Origin of the sequence: Janthinobacterium sp. GMG1 (assembly GCF_034427795.1) — a bacterium.
Lineage (GTDB): Bacteria > Pseudomonadota > Gammaproteobacteria > Burkholderiales > Burkholderiaceae_D > Janthinobacterium.
Window position 1 is genome coordinate 1 of the sequence record NZ_JAXQNT010000004.1, and the last position, 17,787, is coordinate 17,787.

The window sequence follows — 17,787 nt, forward strand, 5'->3', positions numbered from 1 at the left end:
TCGCAGTAGAGAAAAACCCGTCAAGCAATTGACGGGTTTTTTTTCGTCTGCTGGTTTGTCTTGTCAGGCAGACAGGCGTAAAAAAGCAGCGCTGTGCGCTGCATTTTTGGCTTAACGTCGCTTAACTCCCGCGATAAGTCGAATACGACCATGGCGACACCACCAGCGGCACGTGGTAATTCTCATCGGTATGCGCAATGCCGAAGGCCAGGGTGACCAGGTCGATGAAACGGGGCGAAGGCAGTTCCACCCCCTGGGCAGCGAAATAGTCGCCTGCATTGAACACCAGCTCATACTGGCCCGCCTTCATGCTCTCGCCTTCCAGTAATGGCGTGCTGCAGCGGCCATCGCTATTGGTCATATCCATCTTCAATAGCACTTTTCCTTCCGGCGCAACTGAAAACAAGGCCACTTTGACGCCGGCTCCCGGCCTGCCGTGGGCGATATCGAGTACATGCGTGCTGAGTTTTCCCATTTGCTATCCTGTATATAGGGTGAGTGAATGTGCTTATCGTGCAAATCATATACCGGTGACTGCGCCTGGCTATATGATTGGGCATATAGCCAACATTGTCCTCCTATAGGCGCGCCTCCGCATGAACAATTACGAAGATTATCCACGCGACTTGATCGGCTATGGCCGCACGCCACCCCATCCACAATGGCCGGGCAAGGCCCGCATCGCGCTGCAATTCGTCCTTAATTACGAGGAGGGGGCGGAAAACAGCGTGCTGCATGGCGATCCTGCTTCGGAAACGTTTTTATCGGAAATGATCGGGGCGGCCGCTTTTCCCGCACGCCACCTGAGCATGGAGTCGATTTATGAATATGGCTCGCGTGCCGGATTATGGCGCTTGCTGCGCATGTTCGAGGAGCGGCGCTTGCCATTGACGGTGTTTGGCGTCTCGATGGCCTTGAAACGCAATCCGGAGGCAGTGGCTGCGTTCCAGCAACTGGGGCATGAAATCGCTTGCCACGGCTTGCGCTGGATTTCCTATCAGAACATGGATGAAGCAACGGAACGCGAACACATGCGCGAAGCGGTGCAGATCATCCGCGAATTGACGGGTGCCGCCCCGCAAGGCTGGTATACGGGGCGCGATTCTCCGAATACGCGCAAACTGGTGGTCGAGCATGGCGGTTTCCGCTACGACGCGGATTATTACGGCGACGATCTGCCATTCTGGGAAAAAGTGGCGTACACGGATGCCGCCGGCATGCTGGCCGTGCAGCCGCAGCTGATCGTGCCCTACACCCTGGACACGAACGACATGCGCTTTGCCGCCATGCAAGGCTTTAATTCGGGTACGCAGTTTTTCGACTATCTGAAGGATGCTTTCGACGTGCTGTACGCGGAAGGCGATCCGAACGGCTTGAATCAGCCCAAGATGCTATCGGTGGGCTTGCATTGCCGCCTGGTGGGGCGCCCTGGCCGTGCGGCCGCACTGGCGCGCTTCCTCGACTATGTGCAGGGCCATGAGCAAGTGTGGATCACGCGCCGCATCGATATCGCCGAGCACTGGCATGCGAACCATCCCTATGCTGTTTGAAGGGTATTGATATTGGATGATAAGTAAAATCAGTCTTTGCATATAGTTGTCCCATATGCCGGTGTTAATCTCCTATACTGGGACTATACCGAGGCCAGCATGTCAGAACCGATCCGCTTTTATTACCGTGGTGCCGTACAGGAAGTACGCAACGCCGCCCCTACGCAGACTGTGTTGCAGCACCTGCGCGAGGACTTGCATTGCACAGGTACCAAGGAAGGCTGCGCCGAAGGCGATTGCGGCGCCTGCACCGTCGTCATCGGCAGCCTGGTGGATGGCCAGGTCGAAATGAAGGCCGTCAACGCCTGCATCCAGCTTACGCCCACCCTCGATGGCAAGGCCCTGTTTTCTGTGGAAGACTTGCAACAGCCCGACGGCGCCTTGCACCCGGTGCAGCAGGCGATGGTCGAGTGCCACGGTTCCCAGTGCGGTTTTTGCACGCCCGGCTTCGTCATGTCGCTGTGGGGCATGTATCTGGCAAAAAACGGCGAGACTCCCACGCGCTGTGAAATCGACGACACCCTGTCGGGCAATCTGTGCCGTTGCACCGGTTACCGGCCCATCATCGATGCGGCCAAACGCATGGGTGAATTGCCGCACGTCACGTTTGATCGCGATGCCCTGGCGCAGCAATTGCGGGCGTTGCAGCGCACTAGCTTGACCACGTATGAACATGGCGGCCAGTACTTCCACGCGCCGCGCAGCATCGCCGAACTGGTGGCGTTGCGCGTGGAAAAGCCGCAAGCGTGTCTGCTGGCAGGCTCCACCGATGTGGGCTTGTGGGTGACCAAGCAACTGCGCGACCTGGGCGACATTATTTATCTTGGTAACGTGACGGCCCTGAAAACCATCGCCATCGTTGATGGCAAGCTGCAGATTGGTGCCGGCGCCAGCCTGAACGACGCCTATGCGGCGCTGTGCGGACATTACTCGGAAGAATTGTCGGAACTGTGGCAGCGCTTTGCCTCCTTGCCAATTCGCAACGCCGGCACCCTGGGTGGCAATGTGGCCAATGGTTCGCCCATCGGCGACTCGATGCCGTGGCTGATTGCGCTGGGCAGCGAGATTGTGCTGCGCGGTCCAGGCGGCCAGCGGATCATGCCGCTGGAAAACTTCTATCTGGCTTACCAAAAGAAAGATTTGCAGCCTGGCGAATTTGTCGAAGCCGTGCACGTGCCCTTACCGCGTGCCGACGTGCAATTTCGCACGTATAAACTGGCCAAGCGCTTCGACCAGGATATTTCGGCCGTATGCGCCGCGTTTGCCTTCCAGCTCGACGGCGAGCGCATTATCGATGCGCGCATCGCCTTTGGCGGCATGGCCGCCACGCCGCAACGGGCCGCGCAAGCGGAAGCGTTTTTGCTAGGACAGGCGTGGACGGAAGACAATCTGCTCATCGCCATGCGCTTGCTGGCTGACGATTATGCACCGCTATCCGACATGCGCGCGTCGAATACTTACCGCATGACGACGGCGCAAAACCTGTTGCGCCGCTTCTGGCTGGAAACACGCCCTGGTGCGCCTTTGCAGCGCACTGCCGTCAACGCCTACGCTTGCCGCGCCTGAAAGGACCAGCATGAACCATCCTGCCACGCCCGAATTGCAAGCGGCCGCCTGGGCCGCCGTGGGCAAGCCCAGCCCGCATGAGTCGGCGCAATTGCATGTGCTGGGGCAAGCGACGTATACGGACGATATCGCCGAATTACAGGGTACCTTGCATGCGGCCCTGGGCCTGTCGCAAAAGCCCCACGCGCGCATCACGGCCATGGATTTGTCGGCCGTGCGCAGTGCGCAAGGGGTTGTCGCCGTCTACACGGCGCAGGACATTCCCGGCACCAATGATTGCGGTCCCATTATCCACGACGATCCCATCCTGGCTTTTGATCTGGTGCAATACGTGGGCCAGCCCATCTTCATCGTGGTAGCCGATACGCACGACCATGCGCGCCGCGCCGCCCGCCTGGCACAGGTGTCGTACGAGGAATTGCCCGCGATCATGACACCGCAAGCGGCCAAGGCCGCACAATCGTACGTGCTGCCGCCGATGCAACTGACGCGCGGCAACTACCAGGCCGCGTTCGAGGGTGCGCCGCATGTGGTCAAGGGCCAGTTGTATGTGGGCGGACAGGAACAGTTTTATCTGGAAGGACAGATTTCCTACGCCATCCCGAAGGAAGCGCAGGGCATGCTGGTACTGTGCTCGACCCAGCATCCGAGCGAGATGCAGCACGTGGTGGCGCATGCGCTGGGTGTGCATTCGCATAACATCACCGTGGAATGCCGACGCATGGGCGGCGGTTTCGGCGGCAAGGAATCGCAGTCTGCCCTGTGGGCGGCGGCGGCGTCGATTGCGGCGGCCAAATTGAAGCGTCCCGTGAAATTGCGTGCCGACCGCGACGACGACATGCTGGTGACGGGCAAGCGCCACTGTTTCTACTATGAATACGAGGTGGGCTACGACGACGAGGGCCGGATACTTGCCGCCAAGGTAGACATGACCACGCGCGCCGGCTACTCGGCCGACCTGTCCGGCCCGGTCGCCACGCGCGCCGTCTGCCACTTCGACAACACGTATTACCTGTCGGACGTGGATATCCGCGCCGCCTGCGGCAAGACGAATACCCAGTCGAACACGGCTTTCCGCGGCTTTGGCGGGCCGCAAGGCGCCATTGCCATCGAGTACGTGATCGATGAAATCGCCCGCCACTTGCAACGCGATGCGCTCGATATCCGCCTGCTCAATTTCTATGGGCGCAACGATGCGGAAGGGCGTAACGTCACGCCGTACGGGCAGACCATCGTCGACAACGTCATTCATGAGCTAGTTGCTGAACTGGAAGAGAGCAGCGATTACCGCGCGCGCCGCCGCGCCATCGACGCCTTCAACGAGGCCAGTCCCGTGTTGAAGAAGGGTCTGGCATTCACGCCCTTGAAATTCGGCATCGCCTTCAACGTCACGCATCTGAACCAGGCGGGCGCGCTCGTGCACGTGTATGTGGATGGCTCCGTACTGGTCAACCATGGCGGCACGGAAATGGGGCAGGGCATCAATACCAAGGTCATGCAGGTGGTGGCGCACGAGCTGGGGCTGGACCTGGATCGCGTGCGGGCCACGGCCACCGACACCAGCAAGGTGGCGAACACGTCGGCCACGGCGGCCTCCACCGGTGCCGACCTGAACGGCAAGGCGGCGCAGGATGCGGCGCGCCAGATCCGTGAACGCCTGGCTGATTACGCGGTCAAACTGTATGGCGGCGAGGCAGCTTGCGTGCGCTTCTTCGATAACCATCTCCACGTGAAGGGTCACGTCGTTGCGTTTGCCGAACTGGTGCAGAAGGCGTATCTGGCTCGTGTGCAACTGTGGTCGGACGGTTTTTATGCCACGCCCGGCTTGTCGTGGGATGCGAAGACGATGACGGGTCATCCGTTTTCGTATTACGCGTATGGCGCGGCCGTGGCCGAAGTGGTGGTCGATACCCTGACCGGTGAATGGAAATTGCTGCGCGCCGATGCCTTGTACGATGCGGGCCAGTCGCTCAATCCCGCGATTGATCTGGGTCAAGTGGAAGGCGCATTTATCCAGGGCATGGGTTGGCTGACGACGGAGCAGCTGTGGTGGAATGCGGCGGGCAAGCTGATGACGCACGCGCCATCGACGTATAAAATTCCCGGCATTTCCGACTGCCCAGAAGATTTTCGTGTGAAACTGTTCCAGAACCGCAACGTGGAAGACAGCATCCATCGTTCGAAAGCCGTGGGCGAGCCACCATTGCTGCTGCCGTTTTCCGTGTTCTTTGCCATCCGCGACGCCATTTCCAGCGTCGGCCATCATGCCGTGCAGCCACCGCTGAACGCGCCCGCCACCAGCGAGGAAATCCTCAAGGCGGTCATGGCCGTGCAAGCGGTTTGCGCTAGCGCATAGGAGCAGAGGATGAGCGACTGGCTGACAGCAATCGAGAATGACACGCAGGCATCCGTACTGGTGACGGTGGCCCTGGTGGAAGGTTCCGGACCGCGCGAGGCAGGGGCGAAGATGCGCGTCACCCTCGAAGGCCAGGTGGATACCATCGGTGGCGGCCACCTGGAATTGCGCGCCGTGGAAATCGCCAAGACCATGCTGGCGACACGAGACACGCATGCGCGGCTCGAACGTTTTGCGCTGGGCCCCAGCCTGGGGCAATGCTGCGGTGGCGTCGTCCACCTGGCGTTCGAGTATATCGATGCCAGTCTGAATGCATTGCTGGCCGCCTTGCGCGAACGCCGCCAGCACGATAGCTGGAAAGTCACGGCACTCGACGGCGACGCCGCGTCGGCGCTGTTCGATGCGGCGGGCACGTTGATCGCCGGCATGCCAGCCCAGGCGCCCGACACGTTTTCACGCGAACGTAGTACTCATGTCGCTCAGGATGGCAAGGGCCGGCGCTGGCTGGTTGACCCTTGCCTGGCGCCGCGCGCGCACCTGACCTTGTTTGGCGCCGGTCATGTGGGCGCCGCCATCGTGCGCGCGCTGGCCCACTTGCCCTGCAATATCACCTGGGTCGATGAGCGCGAAGACATGTTTCCTGCGCAACTACCCGATAATGTGCGCATCGCCGCCACCGATACGCCCGAGGAATTTGTCGCCATGGCGCCGTCGGGCGGCAGTTTTCTTGTCATGACGCATAGCCATGCGCTGGATCAACGTTTGACGCAAGCCATCATGGAGCGCGAGGATGCAGGCTGGTTCGGCTTGATCGGTTCGCACACGAAACGCAAGCAGTTCGAGCACCGCCTGCAGGCGCGCGGCGTGCCGGACGAGCGCATTGCCGCCATGGTGTGCCCGATCGGCATGCCTGGCATCCGCAACAAGGCGCCGGCCGTGATCGCCGCGTCCGTTGCCTGTCAATTACTGATGGTATGGGAGGAAGCGGCTGCCGCCGCCCTGGCCGCACCGCTGCGGCTGGCCTCTGCCAGCGCGCCACTGCGGCGCCCAGCACGCGCCGCCATTCACCCGTTATAGAAAGAAGTCATGCCGATTGTTCCTGCCACATTGCAAGCTTACCGAGCCAGCTTGCTGCACTTCCACGCCGATCCCGCCTTTAGCGAGGACGCGCACGCCTGGCATGCCGATGGCTTGCTGATCGTGGCCGATGGCAAGGTCGTGGCAGCCGGCGATTATGCGCAACTGCAGCCGACTTTGCCGCCCGGCACGCAGATCGTCGATTACCGGGGCAAGCTGATCGTACCCGGTTTCATCGATACGCATCTGCATTTCCCGCAGACGGAAATGATCGCTTCGCCCGCGCCGGGCCTGCTGCCGTGGCTGGAAACGTACACATTCCCCACCGAGCGCGCGTTTGAGAATCCCGAGCATGCGCGCAACGTGGCCGAGTTTTTCCTCGATGAACTGCTACGCTGCGGCACCACCACGGCCATGGTGTATGGCAGCGTGCATCCGCAATCGGTCGATGCCTTCTTCAGCGCCAGCGAGGCGCGCGGCTTGCGCATGGTGGCGGGTAAGGTCATGATGGACCGCAATTGCCCAGAGTTCCTACGCGATACAGCCGAGTCCGGCGCGCGCGAAAGCGAGGAGCTGATCCAGCGCTGGCACAAGCACGGCCGCTCGCTGTACGCGATCACGCCTCGTTTCGTGCCGACATCGACGAATGAACAGATGCACCTGGCGGGCGAGCTGGCGCGCGCCTACCCGGATACCTATTTGCAGACGCATGTATCGGAAAACGAGGATGAATGCCGCTGGGTGCGCGAACTGCATCCGCAGTCGCGCAGTTACCTCGATGTGTATGACCAGTACGGCATGCTGCGCCCGCGCGCCATGTTTGGCCACTGCATCTGGCTCGACGAGCGCGACCGCGCACGTATGGCGGAAACGTCTTCGGCGGCCGCCATTTGTCCTACGTCAAACCTCTTCCTCGGTAGCGGGCTGTTCGATTTCGAGCGGGCCGATGCGGCGAAAGTGCTGCTGTCGCTGGCGACCGATGTGGGCGGCGGCACCTCGTTCTCGATGTTGCAAACCATGAACGAAGCCTATAAAGTAGCACGCTTGAAAGGCAGCTATCTGCCCGCCTTGCGCATGTTTTACCTGGCGACCCTGGGCGCCGCACGGGCCATGCAGCTGGAAGGCACCCTCGGCAATTTTACGGCAGGCACGGAAGCGGACTTCATCGTGCTCGACAAGCAGTCGACGCCGTTGCTCGAGCGCCGCACGGCCGGCTGTCAAAGCCTGGAGGAATTGCTGTTTGCCTTTGCGCTGCTAGGTGACGACCGCGCCGTGGCCGCCACCTATTCAGGCGGGCAATGCGTGCATGTGCGGGGGCAGGGCTGATCTACCCGTTGTTCAACACGAATTATCCTGAGCGAGAATGCGAATGCACAAGAAACTCACTGGCCTGGCGCTTGGCGCCGCGCTGGCATTGACTGGAACGGCGCAGGCCGCCCCGTCTTCCAATGAAGCGGCCACCGCGCGCCACTTTGCCGCCCTGGTTGCCGGTGCGCAGCCGAAGACAGCCGAGTTGAGCCTGTTCTTCTCCATGATGCCCAAGGGCGGTGATCTGCATCATCATTACTCGGGCGCCATTTACGCCGAGCAATTCCTCGACTGGGTCGACAAGGAAAACTATTGCGTCAACAAGACGACGTACCGCATCGAAAGCAACAAGGACGTCGTGGCGGCCGAGCGCGTCAAGCCGGCCGCGCAGCGTGGATGCCTGTCGTCTACGGAAGTGTTTGCCGATGCGGGCCTGTATGCGGAATTGCTGCAGCGCTGGTCGACCAAGGATTTCTATAACCATGGCGCCATCCAGACGCCGCCGGACCGCACTTTTTTTGACACCTTCGGCTACTTCGGCCCCGTGGCGTCGAGCAACACGGCTGACGGCTTGAAAACCCTGAAGCAGCGCGCCATCGCGGAAAACCTCAGCTACATCGAGACGATTTTCGAGCTGTCGCCATTCGTGCAAAACACGCAGTTCGACCAGCAGGTGCTGACGCCGGGCTTGCCGCCGGCAGCGTTGCAAGCCGTGCTGGCCAACTGGACGCAGAGCCTCGAGCAGGATGCCAGCTTCCAGAAAAGCATCACCGCCTACAACGACAACGTCAACGCCAGCAGCGCCGGCATCGACGATGCGAACTTCACCATGCGCTACCAGGCGTACGTGCTGCGATTCCTGTCGCCATCGCAAGTGTTCTCGTCCATGGTGGCCGCGTTCAAGGCGGCCAGCCTGAATCCGCTGCTGGTGGGCGTGAACATCGTGGGCCAGGAAAGCGTGAATGTGTCGATGCGCGATTACAGCCTGCACATGGAAATGTTCAAGTTCCTCAAGGCAAAATACCCGAACGTCAAGATCGCCCTGCACGCCGGCGAGCTGGCGCTGGGCATGGTGCCGCCGGAAGGCATGGCGTTCCATATCGCCGAAGCCGTCGATGTGGCGGGCGCCGACCGTATCGGCCACGGCATGGATATCGCGTACGAGCACAATGCGCTGGCGACCATGCAGAAGATGCGCGAACGTAATATTCCCGTGGAAGTGAACCTGACCAGCAACGATTACATTCTCGGCATCAAGGGCCAGGCCCATCCGATCACCCTGTACCGCAAGTATGGCGTGCCGTTCGTGATTTCCACCGATGACGCGGGCGTCTCGCGCAATACCTTGTCGAATGAATACGTGCTGTTTGCCAGCCAGTACAAGACAGATTATGCGGAAATCAAAAAACTGTCGTACAACAGCCTGCGGTATTCCTTCCTGGCTGATGCGGACAAGCAACGTCTGCTGAAGGCGCTCGATACCCGTTTCGCCCGCTTTGAAGCGCAAATTGCCGCCGCCGACAAGGCAGGCAAGAGTATGAAACCGTAAGTTGCACGACGTTAGCAACTGATACTCTTTGAGCGGCCGGATCTTCCGGCCGTTTTTCATTTGTCCCCTCAACTCACATCAATGTTCTTTTGTTAATTTTGTGGCGGCCATGCGACACAAATGACGGCAGATGCACGACTTTATCTAATTTCCTGGATGAATCAATTTCAAGTACATATTGCTCATTTATAATCTCGCGCCATAAGCCCGGACGCTGTCAGCACGATATCAATCCAGCTAGTTACCCCATGCTATTTATACTTAAAATATATAAATATGTAAAAAAAAACGTATTTGTCATCCATTTTTTGATGATGCATAGTGGGATGAGTGTGATATTAAAAAGTCACAATTCGTATGGCTGATAGCGTATGAAGATGGGTATTTGCAGTAAATACAGGTGAGATGCAGAGTGAAACAAATAGTCGCGCAACTAAATGACGACATTCCTCTGCATTTTGCCGCCGTGTCACAGTCTTGAAATATTTAACAATTACACTCGCGGCTTGCCATGTTAGCCGGGTAAGCATGTCGGGTGAATGACACAGGTGCTAGCGCCCTGGGTCGTACGGATCGGTCGCAGTTTTTTCCGCCGTTATTGTCTGAATATGAATGGTTGTGATGTGTGGAGCGGCGTTTTGTGATGGTCTTGTCAGGACCGCAGCCAGTCCAGCCGGCGTAACAGTTGCAGCATCGTAAAGAGGAGATCTTGTGTTTGTGTTGCTGTGCGGCGCAGCCGGATGGTGGGGCAATCCAGGATTTTCAAAAAATAATAGTCTTTTCTGGGGTTAAAGATGATCAATCACAAACGGCTTCGGCTAACGCAAATCGCGTTCAGTCTGTCTATTGCACTGGCGACGATACCATCGATCGCACAGAACACGACCTCGGCCATCAGCGGACGTATTTCGTCCAATGACGGCAAGCCTGCAGCTGGCGCACAGGTCAATATCGTTCACGTTGAATCTGGCTCGGTCAGCAATGTAACCACCGATGCCGAAGGCCGCTATGTTGCACGTGGCTTGCGCGCAGGCGGTCCTTACACGATCACCATCACCAAGAATGGCGAAGTGGAAAAACGCGAAGGCGTCTTCATCCAGCTGGCGGAAACGGCCAGCGTCGATGCGACTCTGGGCGCGCAGATGCAAGTGGTGAATGTCAGCACGAACGCCATCCGCAACCAGGTTTTTAACCGCAACAACATGGGCGCCGGCACCAATATCAGCCCGACCGAACTGGCAACCCAGGCATCGATCTCGCGCAGCTTGCAAGATTACGCCCGCGCCGACCCGCGCCTGTCGCAGACTGACAAGGAACGCGGCGAAATTTCCGTCGCTGGCCAGAACTCGCGCTACAACTCGATGACGATTGACGGCGTGGCCGTGAACGACACCTTCGGCCTGGAAGCTTCCGGTACCGCCACTGGCAAGCAACCGATCTCGATCGAAGCGATCCAGTCGGTGCAAGTGAACGTGGCCAACTATGACGTGACGCAAAAAGGCTATACCGGCGCCAACATCAACGCCGTGACCAAATCCGGTACCAACAAGGTCAAGGGCAGCGTTTACTACGTGTTCCGCAATGACAGCACCGCTGGCGACCGCTACAACGATACCACCGGCCAATACTACGCCCCGCCAAAATCGAAAGACACCACCAAGGGTATCACCCTGGGCGGCCCACTGATCGAAGACAAACTTTTCCTGTTTGCCAACTACGAAGAAACCAAGAGTTCGCGCGGCGCCCCGGCCTTCGGTCCTGTCGGTAGTGCGCAGACCAACGTCGCGATTACCCAATCGGCCATCGATGGCGCTATCGCCATCGCCAAGGACAAGTACGGTATGGATATCGGCAGCTTGGCGATTCCTGGTGGCTCGGCATTCACGGCCAAGGAAAAGCTGCTGAAACTGGACTGGAACTTGACCGATACCCAACGCATCATGTTGCGTTATGCCAAGACCGAGCAAGCTGAACCGATCTACACCGGCTTCTCGCCGACGGGCCTGTCGCTGAGCTCTTACTGGTACAACCAGGAAAAGAACCTGGAAACGCTGGTTGGCCAATGGACGGCCGAATGGACCCCAACGTTCTCGACCGAAGTCAAGGTATCGTCGCGTAAATATGACAGCGTGCCTAAAAATAATGCTTACCTGCCAGCCATGGGTTTGCAGTTCTCTGGCGCGCTGCCGGATGGTGCGCCAGCCAGCCTGGCGACCGGTAACCGCTTCCTGAACTTTGGTACGGAACAAAGCCGTCAGATGAACGTGCTGGGCACCAAGACCAAAGATTTCTACGCTGCCGGTACCTGGGCGCTGGGCGATCACGAAGTCAAGTTCGGTACGGATTACAGCAAGAACGATGTCTATAATGCATTCTTGCAAAACGTTAACGGTAACTACACCTTTGGCTGTATCAACAGCAGCGCCAAGGTCACGTACTCGTTCGGTACTATCGATTGCGGCAACAAGGCCACGACCGCAGCGCAGATCCAAGCTGCCGTACTGGAAAACTTCCGCCTGGGCCGACCAAGCTCGTATAGCTATCAGGTTCCGCAGCCTGGCCGCACGTTGGCTGACGCCACTGCAACGTTCTCGCTGAAAAACATCGGCCTGTTCGTGCAAGATACCTGGGACGTCAGCAAGCAGCTGACCATTAGCGCCGGCTTGCGCATTGACGGTACCCGTATCGGCGAAAAGCCCATCTACAATCCGACCGCGGCGCTGCCAACGGTCGCACGTACCAGCCAGTTCGGTCGTCAAACCGGCGGTTTCGGTGTGGATAATACGCGTACCATCGACGGTGAAAATCTGTATCAGCCGCGCGTCGGCTTCAATTACAAGTTTGACTCGGCACGTCCGACGCAAGTGCGCGGCGGCTTCGGCTTGTTCCAGGGCGCGGCAGCCAGTGTCTGGCTGGGCAATCCATACCAGAACACCGGCATGGCCACGCAAAACTACACCTGCTCGTCTTCGGCTGGTACCTGCCTGGATACGCCTGGCTTCTTCAATCCTGATCCAACCAAGCAGCCTACCAATCTGGGTCCGGTGATCCCTGCAATGAAAGTAGACTTGCTGAGTTCCGATCTGGCGCAACCTTCGGTGTGGAAAGCCAATCTGGCATTTGAACATGAATTGCCATGGATGGGGCTGATCGTAGGTGCTGAGTACCTGCGTCTGCAAACCAAGAACTCGATCTACTACCAGGAGCTGAACCTGGGTGCGCCAACGGCAACCGGTAGCGACGGCCGTCCGCTGTACTATGGCGCGAACGCGTACAAAGCGTCGTGCTGGAACGCTTCGGGCAGCTTGATTGGCGGTGCATCTTGCAGCGCCTTGACCAAGGCAGGCAGCAATGCTGCGTTTGGTCAAGTTCTGATGGCCACGAACACCGACAAGGGTGCATCGAACGTGCTGACCTTGTCGCTGCGTAGCCCGCTGCGCGAAGGCCTGTCGTGGGGTTCGTCGTACACCTACAGCGATGCCACTGAAGTGTCGCCGCTGACGTCGTCGACCTCGAGCTCGAACTGGGGCGGCCGTGCCGTCTTCAACCCGAACGAAAACGTCGCGTCGAACTCGAACTACATGGTCAAGGACCGCTTCACGGCGAACGTCAACTGGCAAAAACGCTTCTTCGGCGAGTACAAGACCACCTTCGGTCTGTTCTATGAAGGCCGTAGCGGCAAGCCATACAGCTGGACCATCAACAATGACTTGAACGGTGACGGCCTGGCCGGCAATGACTTGATGTACATTCCTAAAGCCCCAGGTTCGGGTGAAGTGGTGTTCGCCGGTGCCACGCCAGCGGCACGTGCCGCCAACGAAGCGGCGTTCTGGAGCGTCGTCAACGCGAATGGCGACCTGCGTAAGGCCAAGGGCGGCGTGATTGGCCGTAACGAAAGCTTTGCACCATGGACCAACAGCTTCGACGTGCGTCTGAGCCAGGAAGTGCCAGGCTTCTTTAAAGGTAACAAGGGTATCTTCACCTTCGACATCCTGAACGTCGGTAACATGATCAACCGTAAATGGGGCCGTATCAATGAAGTGGCCTTCCAATCGGCTGGTGGTCAGGTGCGCAGCTTCGTCGACTACGTTGGTATGGAAAACGGCAAGTATGTGTACAACACCCGTCCTGTGGTGGAAAGCCTGGAAACGCGCCAAGCCAAGGGCGAATCGCAATGGGCACTGCAAGCGACGATCAAGTACGAGTTCTAATCTCGTCTTTGCCCCGTAGCTTGGCAAACTAAAAAACGGCTGGTGGCGACACCAGCCGTTTTTTTATAGACAAGATGGTTTACCCTTTCTCTTTTTTGACATATCGATTCCATGGCTCACTTCCTACGCACTCCGGTCGCTACTGCGGCCCTGATCCTCATCCTGTCCGGTTGCAGCAATTTTTCTTCCGCGCCGCAGGCTGCGCTGAGCGGCCCGATTGAAGTGAACCTGGTTGCCTTGAACGACTTCCATGGCAATCTCGACCGCAGCAAATTTAGCTACACGAGCGTTGCCGATGCCGAGCGCAAGACGGTGCAGGCTGGCGGCATCGATACCTTGTCCGGCGCCCTGACGGCCTGGCGGCGCGAAGACGCGCAGCTGATCTTTGTCGGCAATGGCGACCTGGTCGGCGCCAGCCCCGCCATGTCGGCGCTGTGGGCGGACGAGCCGAGCATCGTCGCCATGAACATGCTGGGCATGAAGGCCAGTTCCGTCGGCAACCATGAATTTGACCAGGGCAAGGCGGAATTGCTGCGCCAGCAGCGCGGCGGCTGTGAATCATCGCGCGCCGACAAGGCGTGCAAGTTCACGCCCGACTTCAAGGGCGCCAGCTACACTTATATGGCGGCCAATGTCATCGACACGCAAACGGGCAAGTCCCTGTTGCCCGCCTACCGCATCGAAGAGGCGCATGGCGTCAAGGTGGGCCTGATCGGCGCCGTGCTGAAGGATACGCCGTCCGTGGTGACGGCCGCCGGCATTGCCGGCCTGCAGTTTGGCGATGAAGCGGACGCCATTAACGCCACCTTGCCGCAGCTGCGGGCGCAAGGCGTGGGCGTGTTCGTGGTGCTGCTGCACCAGGGCGGCGAGACCAAGGAAGCTGTCGACCAGCCCGACTGCAGCCACCTGAAGGGCGAAGTGGTCGACGTGGTTAAACGCCTCGACCCGGCTATTCAACTGGTCATCAGCGGCCATTCGCACCAGGGTTATCTGTGCCGTGTCGATGGCCGCCTGGTGACGCAGGCGCAGATGGGCGGACACATGTTGACGCGCATCAAGCTCAAGGTCGATCCCGTCAAGAATGCCGTCGTCGATGCCAGCGCGCAAAACGTCGTCATGCTGCCAGGCATGTATGAGCCGGACCCGGCCGTCGCAGCCTACCTGGAATCGGTTAAGCAGCGCAGCGCGGCGGAATTGTCGCGTCCCGTGGCCGCCATCGCCGTGCCGAACGTGGGCCGCAGCACCAAGGGCGGCGGCGCTTCCCCGCTGGGCGACCTGGTGGCCGATAGCACCCTGTTCGGCGCGCGCGCCGCCGGCGCGCAAATCGGTTTGATGAACAATGGCGGCATCCGCAAGGACCTGGAAGCGGGCGCCGACCTGATGACGAACGTGGGCCAGAATCAGGCAGTTGTACCGTTCGGCAATACCCTGATCGTTGTGAGTCTTTCCGGCGCGCAAATCCGTACCTTGCTCGAGCAGCAATGGCCGGGTGCAGAGGCCGGCGAGGGCAATCTGCTGCAAGTGTCCGACGGTTTTACTTATCGCTGGGACAGCACGCAACCGCAAGGCAAGCGTGTGCTGCCAGGCAGCATCATGCTCAATGGCATTCCCCTTGACGACAATCAACAATACAGAGTCGCCGCCAACAGTTTCCTGGCCGGCGGCGGCGACCGCTTCACCGTGCTGGCGGCCGGCACGCGCCGGCTCGACACGGGTGTGCGCGACATCGACGCCTTCAGCAATTACCTGATCGACCGCGCGCGTGCCGGCAAGCCGGCCGGCAGCGCCACGGCGGCCGGCCGCATCGTGCGCGTCCAATAATCTTTACAAGGAAAAACCATGCGTCGTTTATTTGTTTCCCTGCTCGTCACTACCCTGTTCGCGGGCACGGCCCACGCCGATTTCACCATTCCCGGCTTTGAGCTCGTGCACACCTCGCCCGTGGAAACCACCCTGACGAATCCCGACCTGCGCGAGCCTGTTGCCGTGTGGACCGAGCTGTTCGACGGGGCAAAAAAAGAGATCGTCATCGCGCAGTTCTATGCCGTCAGCAAGCCGGGCACGGCTTTTGAAAAAGTGCTGGCCAGCCTGACGGCCGCCGGCCAGCGTGGCGTGAAAATCCGCTTCCTGCTGGACCAGAAGGGCGTGGGCCTGTCGGAAGCGGCCACCATCGCGCAGATCAAGGCGATTCCGAACCTGGACTTGCGCCTCATCGATTTCAATAAAATCACGGGCAACGGCATCGTGCACGCGAAATACCTGGCCGTCGATGGTGAGGTCGCGTACATCGGCAGCCAGAATTTCGACTGGCGCTCGTTCGAGCACATCCATGAAACGGGCTTGAAGATCACGGAAGCCGCCATGGTTGGCCAAGTGCAGGCGATCTTCGAACAGGATTGGCAAGCCCAGGCATTGACGTCGCAAGGCAGCCGCGCCACGGTACTCAACAGCAAGGTGGTGCCGGCCAATTACGCGCAAAACGCTTTCCTGCTGGCCAGCCCGAATGCCTACAACCCGGCCGGCGTGGGCGACTCGGAAACGGGCTTGCCGGCCTTGCTGGCGGAAGCGAAAAACGAAGTGCGCATCCAGTTGCTGGACTACGCGCCGCTGTCGTATGGCCCAAACCGCACGCGGCCGTACTACGCCGTGATCGACAATGCCGTGCGCGCCGCTGCTCAGCGCGGCGTGAAAATCAAGCTGATGGTATCAAGCTGGAACACGGAAGCGCCCGCCATTGCCTACCTGAAAAGCCTGGCCCTGATGCCGAACGTGGAAATTCGCATCGTCACCTTGCCGACGGCATCGACCGGCTTCATCCCGTTTGCGCGCGTGATCCACAGCAAGACCATGAGCATCGATGGCAAGCTGGCCTGGGTCGGCACGAGCAACTGGGCGGGCGGCTATTTCGACTTGTCGCGCAACCTGGAAGTGGTGCTGCGCAACGACGCCATGGCGCAGCGCATTGCCGCGCTGCATGAGCAGACGTGGAGCTCGGCGTATGCGCAGCCCATCGACATCAACAAGCAGTATCCGAAGCCGGCCAAGGCTGCGCCGCAAGCAAAGGAGTAAGCGTGAAAAAATTGATGACCGTACTGGCGCTGGGCGCCGCTTTTGCGTCCGGCAATGTGCTGGCCTGGGGCAATGACGGCCACCGCGCCGTGGGCGCCATCGCCGATCAATTGCTCAAGGGGAGCGCTGCCCAAGTGCACATCGCCAAGTTGCTGTTGCCTGGCGAAAGTCTGGAAAAGATCGCCAACTGGCCCGATTGCGTGAAGGGCACGTATTGCGGCCCGCAATCGCCGGAGATGTTGACCTATGTCGCGGCGAACCCCAAGCATGGCGAATACCATTATACGAACGTGCCATTCCAGAATGAGCACTATCACGACCATGGCGTGGGCACGGCTGACGACGATATTGTGCAGACACTCAAGCAGGCGATCCTGGTGCTGCAAGGCAAGGCTGATGCGGCCAGCAATCCGCACGGCTTCAGCCAGCGCGAAGCGTTGATTTTGATCACGCACCTGGTGGGCGATATCCACCAGCCATTGCATGTGGGCAATGCGTTTGTCGGCAAGGATGGTCAGTTCTTCGTGCCCGCCACGCAGGCGCAGATTGACGACGTCACCATTTTCAATGCACGCGGCGGCAATGATTTGCTGCTCGACGATGCGAAGATGACGGCGCTGTCGGACGCCGTGATCCCCGCGCCGCTGCCGGCCGAGGATGGCGGGGTCAAGCCGGCCAGCAGTTATCCGAAATCGCCCACGAAGCCCCTGCATTCGTATTGGGACACCACCGTGGTCGATTACGCCATGCGCCGCCTGAGCACGCGCACGCCACAGCAGTTCGCCCGCACCGTGATCGCCAGCACGCCACAAGTGAGCGGCAATAGCGGCGACCCTGCTACCTGGCCGTATCAGTGGGCCGATGCCTCGCTGGCGGCGTCAAAAATTGCCTTCACGGACGTGGTGGCGGGACCGGCCACGCAGCAGACCAGCCGCAAGGGCGAGGTCTACAACGTGTGGAATTTAAACGTGCCGGACAATTATCCCGTGCCCAGCTCGGCGCTGGCGAAGCAGCAGCTGATCGCGGGCGGTTATCACTTGGCCGCTGTGCTGCAGGCGATCTGGCCACAGTAAAAATGTTATTCGAAAGCGGCCTGCGGGC

General features: G+C 59.6%; 11 protein-coding genes. 10 read left to right on the top strand and 1 reads right to left on the bottom strand.

From position 1 onward, the window contains the following. Positions 1-121: 121 nt before the first annotated feature. A complete protein-coding gene (gene uraH, locus SJI03_RS11920; protein WP_070303439.1) occupies positions 122-475 on the bottom strand; it encodes a hydroxyisourate hydrolase in 354 nt (117 codons plus the stop codon). Between the two features lie 121 nt (positions 476-596). Between uraH and puuE the strand changes: the two genes are divergently transcribed. The 10 genes from puuE (at position 597) to SJI03_RS11970 (ending at position 17,759) form a co-directional block, all read left to right on the top strand. After that, complete coding sequence (gene puuE / locus SJI03_RS11925; RefSeq protein WP_322427342.1) at positions 597-1,550, top strand: allantoinase PuuE; 954 nt, start codon at positions 597-599, stop codon at positions 1,548-1,550. A 99-nt stretch (positions 1,551-1,649) separates the two neighbouring features. Continuing rightward, positions 1,650-3,116 carry a xanthine dehydrogenase small subunit gene (gene xdhA / locus SJI03_RS11930; RefSeq protein WP_322427343.1) on the top strand — a complete coding sequence of 489 codons (1,467 nt, stop codon included), beginning with the start codon at positions 1,650-1,652 and terminating at the stop codon, positions 3,114-3,116. A gap of 10 nt (positions 3,117-3,126) precedes the next feature. Further along, positions 3,127-5,472, top strand: coding sequence for a xanthine dehydrogenase molybdopterin binding subunit (gene xdhB / locus SJI03_RS11935; RefSeq protein WP_322427344.1), 2,346 nt, complete (start codon positions 3,127-3,129; stop codon positions 5,470-5,472). A 9-nt stretch (positions 5,473-5,481) separates the two neighbouring features. After that, positions 5,482-6,549 carry a xanthine dehydrogenase accessory protein XdhC gene (gene xdhC / locus SJI03_RS11940; RefSeq protein ID WP_322427345.1) on the top strand — a complete coding sequence of 356 codons (1,068 nt, stop codon included), beginning with the start codon at positions 5,482-5,484 and terminating at the stop codon, positions 6,547-6,549. Between the two features lie 9 nt (positions 6,550-6,558). Further along, a complete protein-coding gene (guaD, locus tag SJI03_RS11945; protein ID WP_099379306.1) occupies positions 6,559-7,875 on the top strand; it encodes a guanine deaminase in 1,317 nt (438 codons plus the stop codon). A gap of 43 nt (positions 7,876-7,918) precedes the next feature. Beyond that, on the top strand, positions 7,919-9,406 hold the full coding sequence (locus SJI03_RS11950; RefSeq protein WP_322427346.1) for an adenosine deaminase: 1,488 nt from the start codon (positions 7,919-7,921) through the stop codon (positions 9,404-9,406). A gap of 794 nt (positions 9,407-10,200) precedes the next feature. Next, positions 10,201-13,617 (top strand): TonB-dependent receptor, encoded by a 3,417-nt coding sequence (locus SJI03_RS11955; RefSeq protein ID WP_322427347.1) that lies wholly within the window; start codon positions 10,201-10,203, stop codon positions 13,615-13,617. A 111-nt stretch (positions 13,618-13,728) separates the two neighbouring features. Then, complete coding sequence (locus SJI03_RS11960) at positions 13,729-15,438, top strand: bifunctional metallophosphatase/5'-nucleotidase (protein WP_322427348.1); 1,710 nt, start codon at positions 13,729-13,731, stop codon at positions 15,436-15,438. A gap of 18 nt (positions 15,439-15,456) precedes the next feature. After that, complete coding sequence (locus SJI03_RS11965) at positions 15,457-16,686, top strand: phospholipase D-like domain-containing protein (RefSeq protein WP_322427349.1); 1,230 nt, start codon at positions 15,457-15,459, stop codon at positions 16,684-16,686. 2 nt (positions 16,687-16,688) lie between these two features. Next, a complete protein-coding gene (locus tag SJI03_RS11970; protein WP_322427350.1) occupies positions 16,689-17,759 on the top strand; it encodes a S1/P1 nuclease in 1,071 nt (356 codons plus the stop codon). The last annotated feature ends 28 nt before the right edge of the window (positions 17,760-17,787 follow it).